We start from the raw sequence: 24,240 nt of genomic DNA on the forward strand, positions 1-24,240 counted from the left end.
TGTTCGTTACTCGATTATCCCCGACTGCCATTAACATAAGCCGCTGTTAATTCATGCGCCGGGGCTTCAAAAATCTGCTTGCACTGGCCGAACTCGATCAGGCATCCGGCTCGCTGATCCTTGATCCAGAAAAAACCTGCGTAATTGGCAATGCGTCGGGCTTGGGCCAGATTATGGGTCACGATCACGACCGTATATTTTCCGCGTAAACGCTGAATCAAATCCTCGACCACACCTGAAGAAATCGGGTCTAAGGCACTGCATGGTTCATCCATCAATAATACTTTCGGTTTCAATGCCAATGCCCTGGCGATACACAGACGTTGTTGCTGCCCTCCGGACAAAGCCAGCGCCGAGGATTCCAGCCGATCTTTCACTTCATCCCATAAGCCTACATCCTGTAGAACTTGTTGCATAACCTCATTCAAATCAGCTTGTTTACTCATGCCGTGTTCGCGTAGCGGCAGTTCAATATTACGCCGGATCGATAGCGGAAACGGTACCGGCTTTTGAAAAATCATGCCAATATCACGGCGTAATCCTTGTACGTCAAGGGCCGGATGACGTAAATCTCTACTGTCAAAATGCACATTGCCCGACACACGGCAATTCGGAATCATATCGGTCATCCGATTAAGCACTGACAGGAAACTGGTTTTACCGCATCCTGAAGGCCCGATCAACGCGGTGATACACCCTTTATAGATATCCAGTGAAACATTCTCCAACGCCGGTTTTTTTCCGTAATGCAATGACAGCTTGTCAACCCGAATCAGAGGTTCAGGATCGCAGCACGGAGGACCAGCCTGCAAAGGCCCCAAGGTATAAGCCTCATCCTTATGGGTTTTATCGATCGGCTCATTTTTTGGATTTATAATTAAATTCATACGGTAACATCGCTCCTGTGTAACCAATGTTTAGCCAGACTCATGGCGATACTGTTGATGATTAATAAAATCAGGATCAACACCAACGCGGAGGAGTAGGCATTGGCATCGCCGCCCGCCACATTCATGGACAGGTCATAAATATGGACCGATAAAGCCCTGCCGGAATCAAATAGCGAGTCCGGCATACGATCTACATAACCGCTGGTAAAAATCAGCGCAGCGGTTTCGGCAACAGCTCGACCGATACCCAGCATTAAACCGGCGACCAGAGCTGGGGTTGCTGTTGGCAACAATAGATGAACCAGCGCGGCGCTACGTGACATACCCAGCGCAGCGGCTGCCAACCGATAATCATTGGGAGTTGCCTGCAAGCCCTCTTCAGCGGTACGGATCAGGATAGGCAAGACCATGCAAGCTAAGGTCAAACCGCCGGACAAAATGGAAAAGCCCAGATCCAGATAAATACAAAAAAAAGCATTACCGAACAGCCCGAATACGATGGATGGGACACCTGCCAGCACATCCAGACTACGCCGCACCAGGCGCCCGAACACACTGTCATATCGGGTAAACTCACTTAATAGCACAGCCGTAGCCAGACTAAGGGGTGCCGCCGTTACCATCGCAACCGCCAAGATCAACAGTGTCGATACGATAATCGGGGCGATACCGCCGGAACGACCGGCATTTTTAGGCGCATCGGCAAGAAACGACCAGGATAGGTGAGGCAATCCGTGAATAAGGATGTCGGATAGTAGCCAGAAAAAGACTCCACTCACTAGAATGGACGCCAGCCAGATTAACCCTGTTGCTAGCGTATTTTTAGTCATGATGAGGTTCTCTGGCCAGTAATTCTGCCGTACCGACTAAAACCAATACCGTAGACATTAAGGCCAAACCCGATACAAACAATGCTGCGCGATGGTCACCCGTTGCGTAAGCCATTTCCAGGGCAATGTTCGCGGTGAGTGTGCGTACCGAATCAAACAGACCTAGCGGTTGTTGCACCACATTGCCGGCCACCATTAACACCGCCATCGTTTCGCCGATAGCCCTGCCTGCCGCCAGCATGATGCCGGCGATTATTCCCGAACGAGCGGCGGGCAAGGCCACGCCGCTGATCAAGCCCCAACGCGATAACCCTAAGGCGGCTGCCCCTCGCAGATAAGCAATCGGCACAGCAGCCAGTGCGGCATCGGCGGTTAACGCCACGGTCGGCAGAATCATCAGCGTCAATACCAGTATGCCGGCCAACAGACTGACACCGGGCGGGTGCAGATTGCCGATTAACGGCGCTAACGTTATTAACCCCCAAAAACCGTAAACAACCGAAGGAATGCCGGCCAGTAATTCGATCAGCCGACGATAACAACCGGCTAGAAATGGCGGCGCATAATAACGGCTGAACAAGGCTGAAGCGACGCCCAGAGGCGTCGCCAGCAACACTGCACCTAGCGTTGAATAAAACGTAGCCGACAGCATCGGCGTCAGCTTATACAAACCGTCCACCGGATGCCAGGACGCATCGCTAACAAAACGTATCAACGCTACATGCCGCAACACCGGCCAGGATTCCTTGACCAGGAACAACAATATCAACAGTACTATCGCTGCCGCCAGCAGCGCACAGCCCCGTAACAGTGTGGCCAGTTGCCGGTCAGCGCGGGACAGGGACAAAGTACTGCGCCTCGATCAGATCATTAACTTGCGACGAACGGGCAAACTCGATGAAGGCTTTGGCGAGTCCCTCCGGCTCGGTACGGGTCACCAGATTTAACGGTCTGGATAGAGGAAAACTGCGGTTGCGCACATTCTCTACCGAAGCCGCTATGCCTTCGAGGGGCAGCAATTTAATTGCCGCGCCCTGCCCTGCCTCAAATTCGGCTGTTCCCACAGAAACGTAACCGATGGCATCCGGATTGCCCACCACCGTTTTAATGCCTTGCTGATTATCGCCGATGACCACTTGCGGCTTGACATCGGTATTTTTTAAACCGAAATAATGCAGAAACAGTTCCAGTGTCGAACGGCCTTCTGCTTTGTTGACCACGGTAATAGGGGCATCGTTACCGCCGACGGCTTTCCAGTTGAGAATTTTTCCGGTATAGATATCGATAATTTGCTGTTTATTCAGCGATTGAACAGGATTAGCCTTATTCAAGATGACGCTGATCCCATCCAAAGCAACGGTAAAACTCAATAAATCTTTTTCGTCATCCTTTAGCGCTCTGGAAGCCATACCAATATCGGCAAGCCCTGCTCGGGCATCGCTGGCCCCGCGAGAAGACCCGCCGGTCTGCACATCCACCCGCACATTACTGTGTAACGACTCAAAGCGTTTGCCGATTTCCGCAGCAAGCGGTGCTATCGTGCTGGAGCCGGTTAATACCAGTTTTTCGATTCTTGTATCATCAGGTTTTGTCCTCAAAAATCCCCAGACTGCGCTTATAAGCACAATAAGCACTACAACTATACCCAATTTCTTCATGCTTAACCCCTGCGCCAGTCGTGGAAAAGTCCAACCCACCGCAACAAGCCTTCCGGCGCATGGTTGCGTTTCCAGACACCGGCGACATACTTGTTCGCCTCGGCCATGGTTGGATAAATATGGATGGTGCCGAGCAATTTGTTCAAACCGATATTGTGTTTCATCGCCAGTACGAATTCAGCCAGCAAGTCTCCCGCATGTTCGCCGACGATGGTCACGCCGAGAATCCGGTCTTTGCCGGGTTGCGTCAGCACTTTAACGAAACCATGCGCTTCCCCGTCGGCAATGGCTCGATCCAGATCGTCAAGATGATAAGTGCTGACTTCATAGGCAATGTTTTGCTCTTTGGCATCCAGCTCATTCAGACCGACCCTGGCGACCTCGGGTTCGATAAACGTAGCCCACGGAATTACCGAATAATCGGTTTTAAATTTTTTAAAACTGCCGAATAACGCATTCACCGCAGCATACCAGGCTTGATGGGCGGCGGTATGGGTGAACTGGAACGGGCCGGATACGTCGCCGACGGCAAAAATGTTCGGGTAATTGGTTTCCTGAAAATCGTTAATCGCAATCGTGCGTTTGGGCGACAGTTCAACGCCTACTTCTTCCAGTCCGTAACCCTGGGTATTGGCAACCCGTCCAATCGACAATAACACCTGGTCGAACGGAATGCGCACTTCCTGGCCCTGATGCTCGGCAATCAGGATTTTTTCGCCGTTTTCGATGATGAACTGTTTGGCGGTATGATTAACCAGCACATCGATACCTTCCTGGCGGAACTTCGCCATGACTATTTCCGAGACATCGCTATCTTCCCGGATCAATAAACGCGGCAGCATTTCCACTTGGGTCACCTTGCTGCCGAAACGGGCAAAACTTTGCGCCAGTTCGCAGCCGATAGGTCCGCCACCCAGTACAACCAGACGCTTGGGCAGTTCGCGCAATGCCCAAATGTTATCGGAAGTTAAATAGCCGACCTCTTCTACGCCGGGAATGGGCGGTACAAACGGACGCGAACCGGCGGCGATAACAATAGAGCGGGTGGTAATGGTGCGGGTTTCACCGGCTGTTGTTACCTGAACCTCCCAAGGAGAAAGAATTTTAGCCTCACCTTCGATGACATTGACGCCCAGGTCTGAATAACGTTGCACTGAATCGTGCGGCTCGACGGTTTTGATAACCGCTTGCACCCGGTTCATCACATCGGCAAAATCAAATTCAGCCTCGGCTTTTTTGATGCCGAAATCCCCCGCTCTTTGAATATGGGACAGCAATTTGGCGGAACGGATCAGGGCTTTAGATGGCACACAGCCGGTATTGAGACAATCGCCGCCCATTTTATGTTTTTCAATCAAGGTGACTTTGGCTTTGACGGCGGCGACAATGTAGGAAGTGACCAGGCCGCCTGAACCGGCGCCAATCACGACGATATTGTTGTCAAAATGCGCAGGCTTAGGCCAGTTTGCATAGACTTTGTTCGCTTTAATGGCTTCAACGATTTTATTGGCAATCAGCGGAAAAATGCCCAGTAAAATAAAAGAACCGATCAGTCCAGGCGACAGAATCCCCGACAAAGACTTCAGTTGACCCAGCTGAGTCCCTGCGTTCACATAAACAAGGGTTCCGGCCAGCATGCCCACCTGACTGACCCAATAAAAAGTCTGGGTTTTTAGATTGGTTAAACCCATCGCCAGATTAATCACAAAGAACGGAAAAACCGGCACCAATCTCAGGGTAAAGAGGTACAGAGCGCCTTCTTTAGCTACGCCGGCATCAATGGCTTGCAAGCGCTCGCCGAACCGGGACTTGACCGCATCTCGGAACAGAAAGCGAGCGGCCAAAAAGGCCAATGTTGCGCCAATCGACGAGGCGAAAGATACAATCACCGTCCCCCACAGCAAACCGAACACAGCGCCGCCGGCGAGCGTCAGTATCGCCGCGCCCGGAAGAGACAGGCCGGTTACCGCGATATAAATCAGCGCATAAATGGCAACGGCCATGCCGGGGTGGTTGCTGCGATAAGTTTCAATAGATGCTTGCTGAGCCTTCAGTGTTTCCAGGGTCAAGTAGTTCTGCAGATCGAAAATGAAAAAAGCAGCGATCAGGGCGGCGATAAAAGCCAGTAGTGCTACGCGTGAAAGATTCATAATTTGTTCTCCTTAATGATGGGTGCCCATAAAACGGTTGTTAGCAGAAATTTTCCCTGTGGAAATGCTGAAAAAGAGGAAGAGCTGAATGAAAGCATATCGTTATTCACAAAAGGTTCCTTAATATAAATGAAATGATTATTCATTTGTCGCACGACAAGCGGAATCCTTACAATCAACAATCACACTGTTAGTTATTGGATGCATTTGAACTGAAGGTAACGGCTGGAGTGCAACTGATACTTTTCCGTCTGATGGAGAACCATGCGCGGCTGATGAAGCAATCATGGAAAAATCGGCTTTGCAGACGAAGTCCAAGAAGTACACGGGCATACGAATATGCAGTGTAATTTGCCGACAATTTATTTTGGGCTTTGCTCCTGTCCATTTTTCAATTTCCATGCCCTTTTACATCTGCTCATGGTGGCATATATGAGTTCTTACTCATTATAGATCCTGATTAGCAAATAATTTCAGCTAATCTGGGGTAAATTGAGAAAAACGGCATTTTTTTGTAAGGAATCTTTCTATCGAGCGACTGGAAGAAGCGTTATCCAGTAATCGACACCGATGTAGCGCCCTCCGCCTATAAAGAACAACAGGATAAAATATTTTTTGAATATTATGGGTTAAGTGATGGATCAAACAGCAGCTTCGGCTTTCCGGTAAAGTGGCCTTGCGAAAAATCAGCCCCGAGAACTTTTAATTTTTCCAGTTGCAGGGCATTTTCTACATATTCGGCTATGGTTTTCTTACCATATAGCCTGGCCGCCGAGACAATAAAATCGACCACCAATTCAGAATAAGGTTCATCCAGCAGATTAGTAATAAACGAACCGTCAATTTTCATAAAATCCACATTAAATTTTGGCAGATTCGCTAAATTACTGGAGCCGACACCGATATCATCGAGTGATAACTGACAACCCAGTTGCTCTTTCAATAAACGCATCAGCTTGATGGCCTGTTGATAGTCTTGATCGGCCACCGTTTCGGTGATTTCAAAACAGACCTGTCGGGGATTGACCCCAAAACGCCTGAATTCTTTTGCCACAATATCGAAAAAAGGCGGGTAGCGAATGGTGCTGCCTGAAATATTCAGCGAATAAACCACGTTTTGCTGTTTTTGCCGTTCAATAAACCGGCAGAACTGATGCACCACATAAAGATCGACTTCCCGGCTGATATGAAATAAACCTGCGGTTTTCAGGAAGCAAAGCGGAGGGTAAATTTCACCCTGTTTGTTTTTATAACGCAGCAGCACCTCCGCTTTTTGCTGGGTAACGGCCTGCGTAATCGGGACTATGGGCTGGGCATAAAGCACAAAGGACTGATTCAATAGACCTTCTCTCAAAACAGGTAACAGCTTGAGCGAATCATAGTATTCATGCAAAACCGGGTCGTCGTGCCCAATTAACTTAACCGTGCTGTTTCCGGATTTTCTTGCCCGATATAGCGCCTCATCGACGGCAATCAATGTCCTTTCCGGTGTTTTAAATCAGACGATAATGCAGTAACGCCAATCATTAATTTGGGGTAATAGGAATTTTCGGCAATGGTGATGCATTGCCGGTCAAGCAGGCCGGCAAGTTCTTCGGCAAACTCAACACTCTCTTTGACGGGCATTTTGACAATGATGCCGAATCGATTACCGCCCAGTTTACCCATCCATGAATCAGCCAGCTGTTTGACTTTAATGAAAATCAACGATTGAATTGCGGCAATAAGTTGTTCTTCCGCTGCGTTCCCGCCTAACAGGCTGGCAACCTGCAGTGCGTGATTAATTTCTGTATAAATCAGGGTGTGCTGTGGATTCTCGTCCTGCGATAAATGCCGGATCGCTTCGATAAATGAGGGTTTGCTTAACAGATTCATCCCTGAGCCTATGAGTTTTTATGCCGATTGTAAGATTGAACGCTGGTGTAGGTCGATACGCAATACGGCACCCAATACGTCAACTCTATTTTTATCAGTTCTGTTTTACCCAGGCCAATGCCTATCAGGTTTTGCATGGTTATATTTCCGTTCATCCACTCTTCCAGCTTCAGACCGCATTCAAATAACGTATCGCCATAGTTAATAAACAACAGCAAGGTTCCCACAAAGGCGGCAGTCTTTAATGAGCCATTACGAATCTCCCCGCTCAAAGCGATTTTTAACCAGGATTTCATCTTGTTCCTTTAATCGATTTTACGATCCGTCGCATTAAACATTTGCGCATCGCCTAGAAGCGCCTACTTTTGGCGACAAGCCGCAAATCATTAACAAAGGTTTCCGGTACTGCATCGGTTAACAAGCAGCCTGTCGCTAACCCTGGATAGATTTCTTCATAGCTTTTCATTTCAGTCTGGCTGATCCTGCGGAAAATATGCGAGCGATTCAATTCTTCCGTTCTTAAAAGCCCTGCCGCCGCCATGCTCAAGATGATAGCGGCTGATGCCGCCTTCGCCGGTGTTATGGGCGAAGTTGCCCAGCTTCGCCCCGCCGTTTAACGCCATAATCGCATGACTGCTCAAAGCGCCGAAACTCAATGCCGAGATATTAAGCAAACTGGCGCTGTAAGGTTGACGGCAAGAACAGCCGCCAATGGTAACGCGTAAATCGCTATTGATATCGGCAAGATTTTTTGCCGCCAGGGAATGACCGATCCATTCGTAGCCCACCCGATAGACATCGAATTTTGTACCGTAAGGGACGGTATCCATCTCGCCTTTTGCGCGTTGATAAACAACGGAACGAAATACCCGGCTGACAGGCAAGCCATCGGTATCCTCTTCGATAAAATACTGCCGGATCATCGGCCGCATCCCTTCCAGCAGCCAGCGGATTCTGCCGAAGACCGGGAAATTGCGCCATAGCGTATGTCGGATTTGCAGCATGTCATAAATTCCCAGCATCAGCACCGGCATTAACAGCAGCAAACTCCATAAAACCGGCGACCAGAATAGCGCGATCATTGCAATGATCGCCAGTGCGGCCAAATTGCTGATGAGGAATGTTTTACGCATTGTTATTCATGGTTACTCGAAATGTTGCCGGGTCAAGGTCTGCAAAAAGTTAACTGTTTAATGAGTCGTCTTTCAATAGAAAACCTTACACGGAGATTGAATAACCGATCTATTCAACGACTCACATAACACGCATGGAAAAATAATGAGGCAGGACATAAAGAATTTGTAAGTTATCGTTTGGCAAACCGACTAAAAATGCGATAACTAACTTTTTAGGAGATACCGAATGATTTTAATGAAACGCTTAATGCTATTCACAGCCCTGCTGGTGCTGAGCTTTAACACTTTTGCCGCAGAACCGGACTGGAGTGCTTATGCTGAAGCTTTAAAAAGCGTCAGCCCGGGAACAAAGAACGATGTCAAACTGGCCCTGGTGGATTACCAGGTACTGAAAGAAAACGGCAAACTGGAAGCCGCCTACCAGCAATTATCAAGTTTCCCGGTTAAAAATCTCAGCAACAAGAAGGAAAAACTGGCTTTTTACATCAATGCTTACAATATCCTGGCGTTAAAAATGGTTGTCGACCATTGGCCGCTTGACAGCATCAAGGATGTCGGCAGCCTGATCAGTCCGGTGTGGGGCAAGTCCGCCGGCAGTATTGATGGAGAAACTGTCTCGCTGGATGACATAGAGAATAAAATCCTGCGTCCACTGGGCGAACCGCGCATCCATTTCGCCATCGTCTGCGCCTCGGTAAGCTGCCCTGATCTGCGCAATACACCTTATACGGCATCAAATTTGAACGCCCAACTGGATGAACAGATACAACAGTTTCTGTCCAATGCCGATAAAGGGCTTAGAATTGGCGATGAAAGCATCCAAATTTCCAGGATTTTTGACTGGTTCGGGAAGGATTTTAAGCCTGTAGGCGGTGTTGAGGCGTTCATTCGCCGTTACCGATCCGATTTACCCCAGTTACCGTTCAAGGAGAGCATTAACTATGACTGGGATGTAAACGGCATCACTGCAAAATAATAACGCGTGTGTGACCGGATCGGAATTCACTTGATGTCACGCACTCGGATCATCGTCCTGACTTTGCTGGCCATGATGGCTTTCGCGGGAAATTCGTTGCTCTGCCGGTTAGCACTGAAACACACCGGCATCGACGCGGCCAGCTTCACGTCAATTCGACTCATTTCCGGTGCCGTTGCGCTTTGGCTGATCGTGCGAATACGTGGCGACACACACGACACCGCAGGCAGTTGGCTCTCTGCGCTCGCCCTGTTCGCTTATGCTGCCGGCTTTTCATTTGCCTATATCAGTCTACCGGCTGCGACAGGCGCATTACTGCTCTTTGGGGCAGTACAGGCAACGATGGTCGGCTACGGATTATGGACTGGAGAACGTCTACGCAGGCGGCAGACCGCAGGTTTTGTCTGTGCGTGTGGCGGACTCGTCAGCTTTTTGTCGCCGGGGCTCTCGGCGCCGCCCCTGCCGGGTTCACTCTTGATGCTTGGCGCCGGCGTTGCCTGGGGCATTTATTCCTTATGCGGCAAAAACGCGGGAGATCCTCTTATGGCGACGACGGGGAATTTCTGCCGTGCGGTATTTTTCACTGCCGGACTGAGCCTGATGCTGCTTCCCCGGGTCTCTCTTGATGGTTCCGGTATTGGAGCCGCGATAGCGTCCGGAGCATTGGCTTCGGGCGTTGGCTATGCCATTTGGTATACAGCCTTGCGCGGATTAAACGCCACCCGTGCGGCCACCGTACAACTAAGTGTGCCGGTCATCGCGGCCGTGGGCGGACTTGTTTTCCTCGGCGAACCCGTTACCTTACGCCTTTTAATCGCCGCCACGGCAATTCTCGGTGGCATTACAATGGTCATTATCGGCAAACCGTGTGCATCGTGATGGAATTACCTTTAAGCGAATGCATACGCAATGGCCATCCCTACCGAACAGATTGGCAGCATTCCCAGACCCAGGGAATTGCTTGACGGAATAGCCGCTTTTGCAGCTGGCACTATTGATCAGGAGGCGCTTGATGCCTTAACTACCCAGGCAGTCCGCGATTCGATACAGCTGTAGGAAACCGGCCCTGCTTCGGCTGTTTTGGATCAGGAAAATGCTATTCACTGAAACGAGTTCCGCTTAAGGGCTTGTACCCGTTTGAGATCAAGGCCCTGGAATCGGTAATCATTGTTGAGACGGCTTTTTTCAGGGCTGACTAGCTAAACGTCTCTTCATCGTTTACCCGCGCGGCCCCGGCGTAATCGCATATTTTCTGGAAATGTCAGGCTCTATTATTGCAAGACCTTCCCCGCAACACAGAAAGCAAATTATCCACTATTGATTTCAAGGCTGAAATATCGGGTTGGGTTTTATTAAACACACGCAGCCCGTATATTCCCGCAACAAGAAATCGGGCTAATGCTTCAGGGCTTTGTTTACTATCAAACTCGCCGGAGGCTATGTGTTCTTTTAAAACACCCCTAAATTCATTTTCCACCAAGCCAAACATCGCTTGTAATCGGGAATTGATTTCCTGATCATGAACCGGAATTTCGAGCAGGGTATTGACCAAAAAGCAGCCTTTGCGATGTTCATCCGTAACCGAGTCGCTGACCAGCCGGTTAAAAAAGGTTTCGATGCGGACTATGGCGGCTTGGTTGGTATGTAGCGTACTGAAGATCATACGTTTCATATTTTCAAAATATCCATCAATGGCCGCTAAAAAAAGCCCGCGTTTATCGCCAAATGCCGCGTAAATACTGCCCGGCTGTAGTCCTGTGGCCTCGACTAGGTTTTTGATAGATGTCGCACTGTAGCCTTTTTGCCAAAAAACTCCGATGGCTTTCTGGAGCACCTCTTCACGATCAAATTCTATGGGTCTGGCCATTTCAAGCATTCCTAAAAAATTTCCAAAACTAATTATTGAACACACGTTCAATAAAAGCTATTCTTTAATTGTTTCTTAAATTCATCTCATAAGTGCAATCAACACTTAGCGAAAAAGAAATCATAGTATAGCCGGTGGGATGCGGCAGGCAATGGCAGCAACTGCATGGACATCAATTTTGTAAGTAAACTATGGCAGGTTAAGCGCGCAGTGATTACCGGCGCTTTGACGGACTTGACACGTATTTTGGGTGATGCGATTGCCGGTTATGGATGCCCACCTAGAATACTAGTTTTTGCAAGCCTTCCAAGTTGACACAAGACGCTAAGGCTCAGGGCTTTGGAAATCAACGGGGCAACTGCTATGCAGGTAAAAACGAACTCCGAAACTTTAGTAAAAAATTTATAGTGTAATTGCTGGTTGTAAGGATACCGCTTGTCGCACGGCTGTTTTGATTCCCTGATCAATTCCACGCTGTTTTACATTAATAACTTACCCCGCTTCTAAACAAAAATAATAAGAGACCGTTTATGAAAATCAATATGTCGGTTACTAACGTCGAATACTCGCTTAAAGAGAGTGATTCCATAGTATCCAAGACTGATTTAAAAGGGATGATTACCTATATCAACGAGGACTTTCTTCGCGTTAGCGGATTCACCAGAGAAGAGCTGATCGGCGCCTCGCACAATATAGTGCGACATCCTGACATGCCGCCGGAAGCGTTTGCAGATATGTGGAAGACATTGAAAGAGAATCGCCCTTGGACCGGCATGGTAAAGAATCGCTGCAAAAACGGCGACTTTTACTGGGTGTTAGCCAATGTCACCCCCTATTATGAAAATGCTCAGCTGGCCGGTTACATGTCAATGCGCAGCAAACCCAGTCGCGAACAAATCAATGCGGCAGATGCCGCCTACCGGCTGTTCCAAAAAGACAATCCCGGTAATCTGAAAATCCAGGACGGAAAAATCGTCAAATCGATTTTTTTGGCAAAATTTAATCCCTCCAAGCGTCTCACAATCAAAAGTCGGCTAATCAATGTTATCGGTCTGTTGAGCGTATTGATGATGATCATCGGCGGCCTGGGCTTGCAGGGCATGAGCAAGGCTCAATGATAGTCTTCGCACTGTGCATGAAAATCGCACGCTTCCGATGAAGCAGATTGCCTACATCCAGAAACGGCTGCTGCTTCAACGGATGCGCATTACCGCTATCCTAGTCACGCCAACCCCCGAGGTGATTCATAACACTACAGTCGAATTGGAACAAACTATCGCTGACGTTACCAAGATATGGGACTCGTACATGACTTCTACGCTCACCTCGAAAGAAAAAGCGCTGGCCGGCAAATTCGCCGAAAATAGAAAACACTATATCGTGGAAGGTCTGAAACCAGCCGTCGCGGCTTTGCGTGGCAATAATATGGTTCTGGCAAAGAGCATCATTGTGGAAGAGATCCAACCGCTCTACGAATCGGTGGATGAGGGCATTGAGAGTCTCCTGCAAATGCAGCTGGATGGCGCCAAGCAGGAATTTGAATTGGCGCAGTCCAGATATGACCTAACCCGCAACATCGCCATCGGCTTAATCGCGACAGGTATTACGTTTGCCCTATGGCTGGGCTTTACCCTGCTTCGCGTTATTGTGCGTCCGCTTGACTCCGTTATCAGCCACTTCGGCCGCATAGCCCAAGGCAACTATAACAACACCATAGACATTGAACGCCGGGACGAAATCGGCAAGGTATTGGAAGCGCTTAAAACAATGCAGACCAAACTCGGTTTCGACATAGCGGAAGATAAACGTATTGCCGATGAGAATTTACGCATCAAAATCGGCCTGGATAACGTCAGCACCGGCGTGATGATTGCAGACAATGCGTGCAACATCATTTACGTCAACAAAGCAGTGGTCGATATTCTCGGCAAGGCCGAAGCGGATATCCGAAAACAGCTGCCTAAATTCTCCACCGCCAATCTGGTCGGCACCAATATTGGTGATTTCCACACAAACCCTGCGCACCAGGCACAACTTCTGTCCACCTTTGACGATGCTTATACTGTCAAAATGAATCTCGGCGGTCGATCCATGGTGGTGACCGCCAACCCGGTCATCAATGAACAGGGCCAACGTCTGGGAGCGGTGGCCGAATGGCGGGATCGCACCATTGAAGTCGCGGTAGAGCAGGAAGTGGCAGCCATTGTGCATGGTGCAGTCATGGGGGATTTCACCCGGCGTATTGAAATGCAGGACAAAGAAGATTTCTTTAAACAACTGGGAGAAGGGCTTAACGGACTGATGGAAATTACCGAAAGCGGCATCAATGATGTGGTGCGCGTACTGGGCGCATTGTCCCGTAACGACCTGACCCAAACCATCAGCAATGACTATATCAGCAGTTTCGGACAACTCAAGGACGATGCTAATACCACGGTGGAAAAGCTCAAGGAGATTATCAATCAAATCAAAGAAGCCACTGACAACATTAACACAGAGGCTAAAGAAATCGCCTCGGGCAATAATGACTTGTCGCAGCGTACCGAGGAGCAGGCCGCCAGTCTGGAAGAAACTGCGGCCAGCATGGAACAGCTGACCGCCACCGTGCAGCATAATGCCGCAAACGCCAAACAAGCTAACCAGCTTGCCGTTGACGCCTCCGATATAGCCGGCAAAGGCGTCGAGGTGGTCGACCAAGTGGTTAGAACTAATGAATGATATTAACGATTCTTCGCGCAAGATCGGCGATATTATTTCGGTCATCGACGACATTGCTTTCCAAACCAACATCCTTGCCCTGAACGCCGCCGTCGAAGCGGCGCGCGCCGGGGAGCAAGGCCGGGGCTTTGCCGTGGTGGCCGTAGAAGTACGTAACCTCGCGCAACGCGCCGCTACGGCTGCCGGAGAAATCAAACACCTGATTGACGATTCGGTCGTTAAAGTCTCCGGCGGCACTAAATTGGTCACACAAGCCGGGCTAACCATGGAAGAGATCGTCAATTCCGTTCGCGGCGTTACCGCCATGATGACTGAAATCAGCGCCGCCTCGGCAGAACAAACGTCCGGCATTGAGCAGGTCAATCAAGCTATCGCCCAAATGGACGAAGTGACCCAGCAAAATGCCGCCTTGGTGGAACAAGCCGCCGCCGCAGCGGAATCGCTGGAAGAACAGACACAAAACCTATCAAACACGGTGGCGCAATTTAAAATGGAGGGTTACTCTCGCAATGCGTCTGGAAGTATGTCTCAAGCCAGTTCTTTTTGAGCAATGCGGCAGCAAAAAGAAACGATACTGGCTAGAGCGGTAGCGGCTAAAACCCCGGCAGCAGTCAAACCTAAATCAATCCCACAATCTTCCAATGATGAATGGGAAGAGTTTTAGTTAAAAAACGCTAAGGAACGTGCATGAAATAACTTGAGCAAGTTTTATTTTTAAACCATGAAGGACATGAAGGATTTAGTCTTCATCTCCTTCATGTCCTTCATGGTAATTGCTTAAATTAATTTATGCATGTTCCTAAGCGGCTGCGGACAATGTCAAATTCTCCGCAGCTATGTTTTCCTAAAAATCGCTTGAAATAAAAACACCTGAGACTGTGAGCGTGCTCACCTGATAGGTCATTAATTGAAGAAATTTAGCCGTCTGTCCTACAGACACTTGTACATCACCAACTGATTTTAAGGTTAATGCACTTTCCTCTTCATGAAATCGACACACGAAACGGTATAGCCCACCGTTAAGTTCTAGCTGTGGCATATGTCGACGCATAATCATAAGTAACTTAAACGGTCATATAAATGATAGGAGCACTATGTTAATTGGTTATATGCGGTTATCGAAAGCAGATGGTTCTCAGGCCTGCGGCTTGCAACGCGATGCGCTGTTAGAGGCGGGCGTCGATCCCCGACACATCTATGAAGATCAGGCATCCGGCAAACGGGATGATCGTCAGGCCTGGCGGCTTGTCTTAAGGCCCTGCGTGAAAACGATACGTCTGTAAAGAACTGGGGATTACCCGGCAGACGTTGTATCGGCATATTTCACCCAAGGGGAAACTGCGTCCAGATGGCGTGAAACTCTTATCCAGTGGTTAAAAGACTTCCTTTACTGACAGCGGCTGGCCAACGGCAGATACGGTGGCATCATTGTAATATCGTCCACGTATTTCGGGTATATCAAGCAAAGCATCTACCAGATTCGTTTTGTATTGGGAGAGGCTTTGCCAGATAGACTGTAGCCTTCCTTTGTGTCAGGATAGGTACAAAAAAGAGGTCTTCTCTTGATACCATTACAGACACTAACCAAACTCACCCTATTACATTTGCCTTATATTTTGTAAAAAAATTATGCGTCTTCCCCCGAAACACCAACGTGACGTTCTAAAAATCGGTGAATTGGCCGAAGAACTGGGTACTACACCGAGAACCATTCGTCTGTACGAGGAGCTTGGTCTGATCGCCCCCGACCGTACTGAGGGCGGCACCCGGCTCTATGCCAAGAAAGACTTGAAACGCATGGCTATCGCTTTGCAGCTTGGGCGTGTTGGAATCGAACTGGAATCGGTGCAGAAGCTTGCCCAGACGCGGGAGCAATGTGGAACGGGCAAAGAAGCCTCAGCCGCTATGCAGCCGCTGCTGGACGATTTGCGCAAAAGAGTTCGCGGTCTGCTGAACGATCTGGAAGAACTGGATCGTGATCTGGAGCGGGCGGACATGTTGATCCGCCAATGCGAAAATTGCCAAAATCGTCCCAATCGCAAGGATTGCCCGAATTGCCCGATCAACAAGAACGTCGATTTGACCAATATCGTCCGCCTTATTTGGGATCCAAACTGTCCATGACGGCATTGACTCTGCTTTTTCAAATCATTGATAAATGAAAAAGCAGATTATGTGTTGGACCATGCCACTAGAATCGAACCTCAAAACGACAAACCGGATTACTCATTGTCGTGAAGCTCTAAATCGCCGCGTACTATCGCAGATACCCATTCCGCAGTCTTCTCAAAGTTGCCTAATGGGAAAAAATGGCAACCGGCGAAAAGAGACTGCTTAAATTCTACGGAATGTCTTGCCAAGGAACGGACAAGTCGATCTGGGGTTGTCGAAGCCGCTATCTTGAGCATTTTCGCAGGCTGTTTTGCCAAAACCTCGATAGAAGCGCCGACCCCGCAATAACGAGCTTGTCGAATCAGACTCGCCAGGCTGGCAACGCCATGAAATCCTATCCGAACCGGCATGTGAACGCCGCATCGTAGCAACTGTCTTTCCCATTCAGCCATAGCAGTAAAATCGAAGAAAAACTGCGTGACCAGAGAGGTCGTAAGATGTTTTTGTTCCCCGTAAGTCTGTTTTTCCAGCAACACCTCCATGAGTTCGTGATGACTGATGACGGGATGCCCTTCAGGATGTCCGGCAAAACGTAAATCTTCGATCCCATTGCCTTCCATAACGCCGCTCTTAACCAGCTCCATGGATGAAGTCAAAGTCCCCACCGGCCTGTCGTAATTCCCGCCCGCGATAATCAGTGCCGCAGTGACATTTGCCTCCACGCTCAATCTACGGACCCACCGGTCGAGAATTTCAACGCTCGGAATGGCACGAGCTGCGATGTGAGGAACCGGAATCATTCCCTCACCCCGTATGCGCTTGGCGAGATCGACGACATCATTAGGCTTGGTGCTTGGGGTTGCAACGATATAAACCTCAGTACCTATGGGTAGGTGATTGCTAAAGTCGTCAATCTTTGCAGCTTCCTTAACTGTGATCTCGATACTGAAACTGGATAACAGTGATTGGAGGGTTGTCTTGTCAAAGATTCTATCGGAATCATCGGCGGCGTAGATAAGTGCATCATTGTTGGTCATAGTTATCTCTCTTATTGAGTGGATGGTGTTTTTTAAACTTCATAGCGATGGGATCGATGATTGCTTGCAAAATCTTACGTTAACGTTATATTATTATGACGCGTCCAAGAACGCAATTCCAATATTTATAACTATGCAGAGGACTATCGATATGAAGCCGAAACGAAAAAAAATCACCATCAAGACGCTGGGCGAAAAAATTGCCAGAGGCGAAAAAATCATTGGAATGGAGTGCCATGACACACCGAGCGCCATGATGGGAGAGGAATTGGGCATGGATCTGTTATGCGTCGGCAGTCCTGGGCCAATGGCTTTGTTCGGGCACAAGAGCATGAACACCGTGGAATTTCAGGAGCAGCTCTATTTTCTGGAAGCCGTGCTTCGGGGGGCCAGCACACCGTTCATTTGCTGCAATATGCCCAACACCACGGCTTGTGTTTCCAAATCCGATGCCGTCCGCAACGCATCGGAAATCCAGCGTCGCGGCGCTGATGGCGTGCATATTGAGCCGCACCATAAAACCGTAAAAATGGTGGAAGCGATTGTCGCCGCCGGGATTCCGGTCATTGGGCATTTCGGCGTCCAAGGCGAACGTTGGTCGCAAGTAGGCAGTTATCTACCCAGAGGGCGGACGGCAAAAGATTCTGCCGATATTGTCAAACTCATTAGGAGCTGTATCGATGCCGGTATTAGCACCGTATTACTCGAACATGCTTCGGAAGAACTCACCAAATGGTGCTACGAAAACCTGTCCGTTCCGGTTGCCAGCTTAGGTTCCGGCCCTTATGCGCATGGGATTTTTCATGTTTCGTCAGACATCATCGGTTGCTCCGTTTTTCCCACGCCACCCAAGCGGGTTCCATTCGGTAATGTTTGGCAAAACATGAAGGATGCTTATACCGCGTATTATGAAGCCGTCCAGTCAGGAGCCTATCCGCGTGTTGAAGAATCCCATCACATGCATGAGGGGGAGTTTGAAAAATTTCTGGATTTGGTAGACAAGCCTTAGTTTCTAGGCCTAGCCATCCTCGACGGAAAATTTTCAGGAAACAGGCTTTCAAAATCGAAAATGTATAGCAACTCCCTGGTGGCTTGTCTCGCAGCTTATCGGGGAGTTGCCCGAAATAAATCAAGCAACGCCATCTTTTATTGAGCGTATTTGGAGAAATTTTACAGTGACGACACCAACCGAATCGAAGCGTCAATACGTCCTGACTGCATGCTGCCCTGGGATTGTTGGAACAACCGCCAAAATATCCGGATTTCTTGCCAGACGGCACTGCTACATCACCGATATGCAGCAGTTCGATGACATTTTGTCGAACCGTTTTTTCATCCGCTGCACCTTCTCACGCGATACTGAACTCTCGCCTTCTCTCGACGCTCTGCGCCTTGAATTCATCAAGCCGGCAAGCGAAGAAGGCATGGAATGGGCAATACATGATGATCAGTCGCGTACACGCGTGCTTATCATGGTGTCGAAATTCGATCACTGTTTGAATGACCTGCTCTACCGCCACAGCATCGGCGAATTAAAAATGGATGTGACCGCAGTGGTTTCCAATCACCCGGACCTTCGTAAGCTGGTTGAATGGCACAATATTCCCTATCATTACCTGCCAATTACAGCAGAAACAAAGTCCACTCAGGAAACCCAACTAAAAAGGATAATCGACGAGTCAAAAAGCGATCTGGTTGTCCTGGCCCGCTATATGCAGGTTTTGTCAGACGATCTGTGTCACTATCTGCAAGGTCGTGCGATTAATATTCACCATTCTTTCCTGCCCGGTTTCAAGGGTGCCAAGCCCTATCATCAGGCGCATAATCGAGGCGTCAAACTGATTGGCGCTACCGCCCATTACGTGACTGCCGATCTTGACGAGGGCCCCATCATCGAACAGGTCGTTGAACGCGTCGATCACACCTACACACCCGATAGAATGGTCGCCGCCGGACGCGACTCGGAATGTGCGGCGTTGTCGCGGGCAGTTTGCGCACATGTTGAGCATCGTATTTTCATCAACGGTGAAAAGACCGTGGTCTTCCGCTGATCTTGTTCACCGCCGAGGGAAAGAAAAATAATTTTGGCGATTAATGCCGAAGCGCCGCGAAACGCTCAGCTGATTCCACCGTGTTACCCAGCAGCATGGTTACCGTCATCGGGCCGACGCCGCCGGGAACGGGCGTGATGTAGGATGCTTTTTGCCGCACCCCTTCAAAATCGACATCGCCGATCAGCCTGCCGTCGGGTAGTCGATTAATACCTACGTCAATCACTACTGCGCTGGTCTTGACCATTTCCGGCAGAATCAGATTAGGCTTACCCGCCGCGACTATTAAAATGTCGGCGAGCACTGTGAATTGAGCCAAGTCGCGTGTTTTAGCATGACAGATGCAGACCGTTGCGTCACGTTGCAACAACATGAGAGCCATCGGTTTGCCGACGATATTACTGGCGCCGACCACGACCACGTTCTGCCCCGCCACATCAATATTTTCCGACTCAAGCAAGCGCTGCACACCGTAAGGGGTGCAAGGCGGGAAAACAGTGTTACCTGAAATTAAGCCGCCAACATTGTAAAGATGAAATCCGTCGACATCTTTTTCCTGGGCTATGGCATCGAGGATCAGTCTTAAATCGAAATGGGGCGGTAACGGTAACTGCACAAGGATGCCGTGGATAGCCGGATCGGCATTTAGCTGATGAATGTGCCTCAAAATATCATCCTGCGGTGTATTGACGGTGAATTCGCTGAGCAGCGAATAAATGCCGACATCCGCACAAGCCTTGGTCTTATTGCGTACATAAGCTCGTGAAGCGGGGTTGTCACCGACCAGAATAACCGCCAACCCTGGCCGTAAACCAGCTTCAATCAGGCTATCTGTTCGGCGTTTGAACTCCTGTCTTACAGTTGCCGCAAGGGCCTTGCCATCAATAACTTTTGCCGCCATTTTTTCTCCTAAGCATTACCGCTAAATCTTGTTCGTGCAGTCATTCGCCCGGTAGTTAGCAATTCAACGCCTTGGCGGCAAGTTCCGTACCGATGACTCGGGCTCTGATCTTGGCAAAGGCGGTATCCCGCCCGGTCGACGTGTCGTCTTCGAAAGGCGAGAAGCCGCAGTCGTCGGTGCTGCCGAGCTGCCCCACGGGGATGTATTCGGCGGCGCGCAAGATACGATCCCGCACCAATTCCGGTTCTTCCACTTCGGGATTCAGCACATCGATAACGCCGACAAAGACCCGTTGGTTGGGGCGGATATGTTCCTTGATAATGGCCAACACATGCTCAGGATTCTTTTCGCTGGCCATCTGCATATAGATATTGCCTGCCTTGAGCTGGAACAGGCTCGGTAGAAGATCGGCGTAATCTACCTCGGCGCTGTGGGTGGAATCGTGGTCGCCGCCTGGACAAGTATGCACGCCGATGTGCTGGCGCTGTTCCGGGGTGAAATGCTCCAATACTCGGTTGTTCAGGTCGATAAACTGCCGGAGCAGTTGCTTGGACGGGTCGAGCTTGACCGACAAGCGTCTTTCGGTGAAATCAATCTGCACATGGTGAGCGCCTTGCTCCAAACACCCGCGAATATCCGCCACGGTTTCCATCACCAAGTCATCCAGAAAAGTTTCCCGCGAGTATCCGGCGATGCCCTCTTGCGGATAAATCAGACTTAGCGCGAAAGCTGAAATCACAGCCTGCTTCAATGGCCGCGTGGTGTAGCGTTTAGCAGCCTGAACGTAAGCGCCCGCATGAATACCGTATTGAAACGGCCCTGCGCTAAGCTTAGGCATCTGGCGGGTATGACCGTCAGCAAAGGTGATGACGACACCATCCTGAACGATATTGCTCAGGCCCTGTAACGGGTAGGTGGCGAAACTTGACTTGGTCTGTTCTCCATCGGAGATTACCGGCGAACCCGTGGCCTCGAAACGTTGGATAGTGTCGCGTATGGCTTCGTCGTAGCAGGCGTCGAGCCGTTCCCGAGATAGATGTCCCGCCCGGAATTCCCTGAGTGCATCTAGCAATTGCGGAGGACGAGGAATACTGCCAATGGATTCGGTAGGTATGGACATGTTGCGCTCCTGTATCGGATTAAGGTTTGGTGCTTCGAGAGGCTATTGGAAACATCTTATCTTCAAGCGGATGGCTTGTTTTGCGAGTCGATCAGCCTTGGGTTAATCGCTGTTAATGCGCCATAGGTTGCTACAAGAAAAGGAACCGCATAAGTCAGCAGTGTCTTGGTAATATTGAGGTGTTCATCGCCATGAAAATCCAAAAAGAGGGAACCGAGCAAGGCTTGCGGCTGATGAATCAAGTTCAGCACGGTTCCGACTATAAAGGCGACTCTGAAAGAACGGCGGTATATGCCCAATTGAATAGCCATGCGATGAATACGAAGTAAATTCGGCAGACGGCTTTTTTCAGTGCAATGAAAGCAAAAAAATTTTAACCTCATGAACAAGCCTCTTGTTAAAAAAGTTCATTAAATATTCCGTGCTACGAGAAAAGTAAATGGCTCTAGCTATTTAGAAAAAAACAAATTATTTCCTTTAGCTAAATATATCATTAAGGTTAGGTTATGACAAGTCCTGTGCATGTCTTCAAAAAGCACCTGTGTGAGATTTTGAAGTTCAGTTGAGCTTGCAAAATCAAAAATTGCTTTGGCGATGTTCCTGACAAAATTGAGTTCGATCTATCGCTACAATATAGGCATCGGCCGGAGTCTGGAACGAGCAATGGATCGAAATGACCTGCTCGTAATCATTTCTCGTAAGTATATTGCCGCCCTATCCTGATACGGCTAACTAAAGACATCTTAATAGTGCAATCAGCTTCAGATATTCCGTGCAGTTGTATTCTGAAAATGACACTAATTAATGCTCAAAAACGGTAAATTTTTGTCACTTAAATCCGTAAAATAAACTATGTGTCGCTTCGACAAAATGCTTGATTGATGCCGCACTGTAGCCTTTTTGCCAAAAAACTCCGATTGCTTTCTGGAGTACCTCTTCACGATCAAATTCTATGGGTCTGGCCATCTCATGCATTCGTTAAAAAAATATAAAACTAATTATTGAACATTCATTCAATAAAAGCTATGCTTTAATCGTTTTTGAATTAAGATTCAATAATCATTCATTTTCTCCATTACACAAGGAACGCATCATGCCACATTGCTATCAATCCATAGTTGTTAATGCCCCTGTCGATAAAGTATGGGACACCATCAAAAATTTTCATGATATGTCATGGGCTGCCAGTGTCATTGAAAAATGCGAGGCTGTTGGCGAGAAATCGGGTACCGAGGCCGGCGCCAAAAGAATTTTGAACGATGCCTTTCATGAAACGCTATTAGGGTGTAACGACCAGGAGCACAGAGTCAGATATTCAATTGACGAAGGCCCCTCTCCGGTCTCATCCGCTGAAGTCAGTCATTACATTGGCAACCTGCATCTGATCCCGGTTACCTTGAATAATTCGACGTTTGTCGAATGGGGTTCAACCTGGGATTCTGCCAGCGAAGACGCAGCAGAGTTTTGCCATCAAATCTACGTGGCTTTATTGAGAGAATTAGCCCAACAATTAGACACAAAATGATGCCAGTCAGGATATGCACTGCATAACCTGACTAGCCATGCCATTAAGTTAAACCGTCATACCGGCAAGCGAGGGTTGGCCGGTATTCAGTACACAGGGATGTTTTTGGAGTTTGCCATCCTTTGGCCTCTGGATACCGGAAATCCCTGCCGGAACGACGAGTTTTTCCTTAACTTAACGGAGCTCCCCTGATTGCTACCCCCATCAAGGAACACTCATGACCAACCAAAATAAATCATTACCCATCGCCTTATTCGGTTTAAGAATCAGCGTATTTTTAGTGATGTTTATGTGGACTATCGATAAATTCATCAACCCTGCGCATGCCGGCAAGATCTATGAAAAATTCTATTTTATAACCGGTCTGGAAGGGTCAGTGATGCTTATTATATTGGCAGTCGTCGAACTGGTTATATTGGCCGCATTCCTGGCAGGTTTGTATAAAAAATTCAGCTACGGCTTTGTGCTGGTTATCCATGCCGTGTCTACGCTGTCCTCTTTTAAGCAATATCTGTCACCATTTGAGGGGCCGCATCTTTTGTTCTTTGCCGCCTGGCCGATGCTGGCGGCTTGCGTGGCCCTGTTTCTGCTGAGAGATGAAGATGTCATGCTGACTTTTCGCCAACCAATTCGGAACAATTAATTCCGCGTGCTAACAAAAAGGCGTTATCTACTTGCCTTAAAGAAAAACAAGTGACCTCACTGCGTTTAAGCGGCATTACCGCATGCGTGTTCGACGCATACGGGACGCTATTTGACTTTACCAGCGCTGCCGCTCAGGAAAAGAGCGCACTCGGAGACCAGTGGCTGGCGCTGTCCGACCTTTGGCGTACCAAGCAGCTTCAATACACCTGGCTGCGCAGCCTGATGGGAAAGCATGCGGACTTCTGGCAAGTAACCGGAGATGCCCTCGATTTCGCCATGACCAGCCTCAAGATCGAAGACCCGGCATTACGCGACCGCTTGATGTCGCTTTACCTGAAGCTCTGTGCATACCCTGAGGTAAAAGATACGCTGACACAGCTGAAGGCTCACGGCATGAAGCTTGCCGTACTTTCCAACGGAGAACCAAAGATGCTTAAGACTGCGATCGAAAATGCCGGAATTGCCGGTCTTCTTGATGCGGTGCTGTCGGCCGAGGAAGTGGGGATCTACAAGCCTCACCCAAACGTCTATCGACTCGCCACCGATCGATTTGGTGTGAAAGCGAATCAAATTTGCTTCGTCTCGTCGAATGCCTGGGATGCCCATGCAGCCAAGGCTTTCGGATTTCGCGTGGTCTGGTGCAACCGCTTTGGACAGGCTCCCGAACACATCCCCTCGCCGTCCGACGGAGAGATCACCACCCTGGCTTCTCTGCCTGCTATCGTCGCAAAAGTTTATTAACATTTGCT

General features: G+C 49.0%; 27 protein-coding genes and 1 pseudogene. 12 read left to right on the plus strand and 16 right to left on the minus strand.

Going from position 1 to position 24,240, the window contains the following annotated elements:
- Positions 1-14: 14 nt before the first annotated feature.
- From RW114_RS09380 to RW114_RS09425, 10 genes are all read right to left on the minus strand, one after another.
- A complete protein-coding gene (locus RW114_RS09380; RefSeq protein ID WP_340122490.1) occupies positions 15-887 on the minus strand; it encodes a phosphate ABC transporter ATP-binding protein in 873 nt (290 codons plus the stop codon).
- A complete protein-coding gene (gene pstA, locus RW114_RS09385; RefSeq protein WP_340122491.1) occupies positions 884-1,720 on the minus strand; it encodes a phosphate ABC transporter permease PstA in 837 nt (278 codons plus the stop codon). The genes RW114_RS09380 and pstA overlap by 4 nt, the downstream gene beginning before the upstream one ends.
- Positions 1,713-2,567, minus strand: a complete 855-nt coding sequence (gene pstC, locus RW114_RS09390; protein WP_340122492.1) for a phosphate ABC transporter permease subunit PstC — start codon at positions 2,565-2,567, stop codon at positions 1,713-1,715. The genes pstA and pstC overlap by 8 nt, the downstream gene beginning before the upstream one ends.
- Positions 2,548-3,378, minus strand: a complete 831-nt coding sequence (locus tag RW114_RS09395; protein ID WP_340122493.1) for a phosphate ABC transporter substrate-binding protein — start codon at positions 3,376-3,378, stop codon at positions 2,548-2,550. The genes pstC and RW114_RS09395 overlap by 20 nt, the downstream gene beginning before the upstream one ends.
- A 2-nt stretch (positions 3,379-3,380) precedes the next feature.
- Positions 3,381-5,528 carry a dihydrolipoyl dehydrogenase gene (gene lpdA / locus RW114_RS09400; RefSeq protein ID WP_340122494.1) on the minus strand — a complete coding sequence of 716 codons (2,148 nt, stop codon included), beginning with the start codon at positions 5,526-5,528 and terminating at the stop codon, positions 3,381-3,383.
- A 138-nt stretch (positions 5,529-5,666) separates the two neighbouring features.
- Complete coding sequence (locus RW114_RS09405; RefSeq protein WP_340122495.1) at positions 5,667-5,930, minus strand: hypothetical protein; 264 nt, start codon at positions 5,928-5,930, stop codon at positions 5,667-5,669.
- Between the two features lie 220 nt (positions 5,931-6,150).
- Entirely contained in the window at positions 6,151-7,005 is an 855-nt protein-coding gene (locus tag RW114_RS09410) for an EAL domain-containing protein (RefSeq protein WP_340122496.1), read from the minus strand.
- The gene (locus tag RW114_RS09415) at positions 7,002-7,403 is read right to left on the minus strand and encodes a hypothetical protein (protein ID WP_340122497.1); all 402 of its coding nucleotides are present in this window, start codon (positions 7,401-7,403) and stop codon (positions 7,002-7,004) included. The genes RW114_RS09410 and RW114_RS09415 overlap by 4 nt, the downstream gene beginning before the upstream one ends.
- Before the next feature lie 8 nt (positions 7,404-7,411).
- Positions 7,412-7,699: a hypothetical protein gene (locus tag RW114_RS09420; RefSeq protein WP_340122498.1), complete on the minus strand. Its 288-nt coding sequence runs from the start codon at positions 7,697-7,699 to the stop codon at positions 7,412-7,414.
- Positions 7,700-7,870: 171 nt separating this feature from the next.
- Positions 7,871-8,536, minus strand: coding sequence for a glutamate synthase-related protein (locus RW114_RS09425; RefSeq protein ID WP_340122499.1), 666 nt, complete (start codon positions 8,534-8,536; stop codon positions 7,871-7,873).
- Between the two features lie 229 nt (positions 8,537-8,765).
- Here RW114_RS09425 and RW114_RS09430 point away from each other — a divergent pair, with 229 nt between their 5' ends.
- Positions 8,766-9,515: a DUF547 domain-containing protein gene (locus tag RW114_RS09430; protein WP_340122500.1), complete on the plus strand. Its 750-nt coding sequence runs from the start codon at positions 8,766-8,768 to the stop codon at positions 9,513-9,515.
- A 26-nt stretch (positions 9,516-9,541) separates the two neighbouring features.
- Here RW114_RS09430 and RW114_RS09435 read toward each other — a convergent pair whose 3' ends face one another.
- Positions 9,542-9,727 carry a hypothetical protein gene (locus RW114_RS09435; RefSeq protein ID WP_340122501.1) on the minus strand — a complete coding sequence of 62 codons (186 nt, stop codon included), beginning with the start codon at positions 9,725-9,727 and terminating at the stop codon, positions 9,542-9,544.
- On the opposite strand from RW114_RS09435, the gene RW114_RS09440 reads away from it, so the two are divergent.
- Both RW114_RS09440 and RW114_RS09445 read left to right on the plus strand, forming a co-directional pair.
- Entirely contained in the window at positions 9,708-10,394 is a 687-nt protein-coding gene (locus RW114_RS09440; RefSeq protein WP_340122502.1) for a DMT family transporter, read from the plus strand. The two genes, RW114_RS09435 and RW114_RS09440, sit on opposite strands and share 20 nt — an antisense overlap.
- 30 nt (positions 10,395-10,424) lie before the next feature.
- On the plus strand, positions 10,425-10,571 hold the full coding sequence (locus RW114_RS09445) for a hypothetical protein (protein WP_340122503.1): 147 nt from the start codon (positions 10,425-10,427) through the stop codon (positions 10,569-10,571).
- 205 nt (positions 10,572-10,776) lie between these two features.
- On the opposite strand, the gene RW114_RS09450 is transcribed toward RW114_RS09445, so the two are convergent.
- Positions 10,777-11,382 (minus strand): TetR/AcrR family transcriptional regulator, encoded by a 606-nt coding sequence (locus RW114_RS09450; RefSeq protein WP_340122504.1) that lies wholly within the window; start codon positions 11,380-11,382, stop codon positions 10,777-10,779.
- Between the two features lie 530 nt (positions 11,383-11,912).
- Between RW114_RS09450 and RW114_RS09455 the strand changes: the two genes are divergently transcribed.
- The 4 genes and pseudogenes from RW114_RS09455 (at position 11,913) to RW114_RS09475 (ending at position 16,224) form a co-directional block, all read left to right on the plus strand.
- The gene (locus tag RW114_RS09455; RefSeq protein WP_340122505.1) at positions 11,913-12,500 is read left to right on the plus strand and encodes a PAS domain-containing protein; all 588 of its coding nucleotides are present in this window, start codon (positions 11,913-11,915) and stop codon (positions 12,498-12,500) included.
- 37 nt (positions 12,501-12,537) lie between these two features.
- A pseudogene (locus RW114_RS09460) lies at positions 12,538-14,764 on the plus strand (methyl-accepting chemotaxis protein).
- A 430-nt stretch (positions 14,765-15,194) separates the two neighbouring features.
- A complete protein-coding gene (locus RW114_RS09470; protein ID WP_479687029.1) occupies positions 15,195-15,383 on the plus strand; it encodes a recombinase family protein in 189 nt (62 codons plus the stop codon).
- A gap of 346 nt (positions 15,384-15,729) precedes the next feature.
- Positions 15,730-16,224: a MerR family transcriptional regulator gene (locus RW114_RS09475; protein ID WP_340122508.1), complete on the plus strand. Its 495-nt coding sequence runs from the start codon at positions 15,730-15,732 to the stop codon at positions 16,222-16,224.
- 98 nt (positions 16,225-16,322) lie between these two features.
- On the opposite strand, the gene RW114_RS09480 is transcribed toward RW114_RS09475, so the two are convergent.
- Complete coding sequence (locus tag RW114_RS09480; protein WP_340122509.1) at positions 16,323-17,249, minus strand: methylenetetrahydrofolate reductase; 927 nt, start codon at positions 17,247-17,249, stop codon at positions 16,323-16,325.
- Between the two features lie 151 nt (positions 17,250-17,400).
- On the opposite strand from RW114_RS09480, the gene RW114_RS09485 reads away from it, so the two are divergent.
- The gene (locus RW114_RS09485) at positions 17,401-18,258 is read left to right on the plus strand and encodes a 3-methyl-2-oxobutanoate hydroxymethyltransferase (RefSeq protein ID WP_340122510.1); all 858 of its coding nucleotides are present in this window, start codon (positions 17,401-17,403) and stop codon (positions 18,256-18,258) included.
- Between the two features lie 166 nt (positions 18,259-18,424).
- Positions 18,425-19,300, plus strand: coding sequence for a formyltetrahydrofolate deformylase (purU, locus tag RW114_RS09490; protein WP_340122511.1), 876 nt, complete (start codon positions 18,425-18,427; stop codon positions 19,298-19,300).
- A gap of 40 nt (positions 19,301-19,340) precedes the next feature.
- Here purU and folD read toward each other — a convergent pair whose 3' ends face one another.
- From folD to RW114_RS09505, 3 genes are all read right to left on the minus strand, one after another.
- Complete coding sequence (folD, locus tag RW114_RS09495; RefSeq protein ID WP_340122512.1) at positions 19,341-20,201, minus strand: bifunctional methylenetetrahydrofolate dehydrogenase/methenyltetrahydrofolate cyclohydrolase FolD; 861 nt, start codon at positions 20,199-20,201, stop codon at positions 19,341-19,343.
- Positions 20,202-20,256: 55 nt separating this feature from the next.
- Positions 20,257-21,321, minus strand: a complete 1,065-nt coding sequence (locus RW114_RS09500) for a cobalamin-independent methionine synthase II family protein (protein ID WP_340122513.1) — start codon at positions 21,319-21,321, stop codon at positions 20,257-20,259.
- Positions 21,322-21,383: 62 nt separating this feature from the next.
- Positions 21,384-21,704 carry a hypothetical protein gene (locus RW114_RS09505; protein ID WP_340122514.1) on the minus strand — a complete coding sequence of 107 codons (321 nt, stop codon included), beginning with the start codon at positions 21,702-21,704 and terminating at the stop codon, positions 21,384-21,386.
- A gap of 710 nt (positions 21,705-22,414) precedes the next feature.
- Here RW114_RS09505 and RW114_RS09510 point away from each other — a divergent pair.
- From RW114_RS09510 to RW114_RS09520, 3 genes are all read left to right on the plus strand, one after another.
- Positions 22,415-22,846 carry an SRPBCC family protein gene (locus tag RW114_RS09510; RefSeq protein ID WP_340122515.1) on the plus strand — a complete coding sequence of 144 codons (432 nt, stop codon included), beginning with the start codon at positions 22,415-22,417 and terminating at the stop codon, positions 22,844-22,846.
- A gap of 217 nt (positions 22,847-23,063) precedes the next feature.
- Positions 23,064-23,489: a hypothetical protein gene (locus RW114_RS09515; RefSeq protein ID WP_340122516.1), complete on the plus strand. Its 426-nt coding sequence runs from the start codon at positions 23,064-23,066 to the stop codon at positions 23,487-23,489.
- A 50-nt stretch (positions 23,490-23,539) separates the two neighbouring features.
- Positions 23,540-24,232, plus strand: a complete 693-nt coding sequence (locus RW114_RS09520) for a haloacid dehalogenase type II (protein ID WP_340122517.1) — start codon at positions 23,540-23,542, stop codon at positions 24,230-24,232.
- Positions 24,233-24,240 lie beyond the last annotated feature (8 nt).

It is taken from the genome of Methylobacter svalbardensis (assembly GCF_037671525.1).
Taxonomy (GTDB): domain Bacteria; phylum Pseudomonadota; class Gammaproteobacteria; order Methylococcales; family Methylomonadaceae; genus Methylobacter_A; species Methylobacter_A svalbardensis.